The following is a 1,323-nucleotide window of genomic DNA, read 5'->3' as shown; positions in this document are numbered from 1 at the left end:
CGGGTGATAGCGTGCCTTTTGTAGAATGAACCGGCGAGTTACGATTCCATGCAAGGTTAAGCAGAGAATGCGGAGCCGCAGCGAAAGCGAGTCTGAATAGGGCGAATGAGTATGGGGTCGTAGACCCGAAACCAGGTGATCTACCCATGTCCAGGGTGAAGGTAAGGTAACACTTACTGGAGGCCCGAACCCACGTACGTTGAAAAGTGCGGGGATGAGGTGTGGGTAGCGGTGAAATTCCAATCGAACCTGGAGATAGCTGGTTCTCTCCGAAATAGCTTTAGGGCTAGCCTCAAACGTTAGAATCTCGGAGGTAGAGCACTGTTTGGACTAGGGGCCCATCCCGGGTTACCGAATTCAGACAAACTCCGAATGCCGATGATTTATGTTTGGGAGTCAGACTGTGGGTGATAAGATCCATAGTCGAGAGGGAAACAGCCCAGACCACCAGTTAAGGTCCCCAAGTATTCGTTAAGTGGAAAAGGATGTGGCGTTGCCCAGACAACCAGGATGTTGGCTTAGAAGCAGCCATCATTTAAAGAGTGCGTAATAGCTCACTGGTCGAGTGGCGCTGCGCCGAAAATGTACCGGGGCTAAACGAATCACCGAAACTGTGGATTGACACCTTTGGTGTCAGTGGTAGGAGAGCGTTCCAAGGGCGTCGAAGCTAGACCGTAAGGACTGGTGGAGCGCTTGGAAGTGAGAATGCCGGTATGAGTAGCGAAAGAAGGGTGAGAATCCCTTCCACCGAATGCCTAAGGTTTCCTGAGGAAGGCTCGTCCGCTCAGGGTTAGTCAGGACCTAAGTCGAGGCCGAAAGGCGTAGACGATGGACAACAGGTTGATATTCCTGTACCACCTCCCCGCCGTTTGAGTAATGGGGGGACGCAGTAGGATAGGGTGAGCGCGCTGTTGGTTATGCGCGTCTAAGCAGTGAGGTGTGGAACGAGGCAAATCCCGTTCCTATAACATTGAGCTGTGATGGCAAGGGGAATTATCCCCGGAGTCCCTGATTTCACGCTGCCAAGAAAAGCCTCTAGCGAGGCGGGAGGTGCCTGTACCGCAAACCGACACAGGTAGGCGAGGAGAGAATCCTAAGGTGATCGAGAGAACTCTCGTTAAGGAACTCGGCAAAATGACCCCGTAACTTCGGGAGAAGGGGTGCTCTGGTAGGGTGTTAAAGCCCGAGAGAGCCGCAGTGAATAGGCCCAGGCGACTGTTTAGCAAAAACACAGGTCTCTGCAAAACCGTAAGGTGAAGTATAGGGGCTGACGCCTGCCCGGTGCTGGAAGGTTAAGAGGAGAGGTTAGCGCAAGCGAAGCTT

Annotated in this window: 1 rRNA gene; it reads left to right on the top strand. The window is 53.1% G+C overall.

The annotated features are described in order from the left end of the window. A 23S ribosomal RNA gene (locus tag FILTAD_RS00200) occupies positions 1 to 1,323 on the top strand; the annotation flags it as partial.

It is taken from the genome of Filibacter tadaridae (assembly GCF_900609045.1).
In the GTDB taxonomy this organism is placed as follows: Bacteria; Bacillota; Bacilli; order Bacillales_A; family Planococcaceae; genus Sporosarcina; species Sporosarcina tadaridae.
Note: the sequence above shows the minus strand (reverse complement) of the source record. Positions and strands in the feature narration are given on the sequence as shown.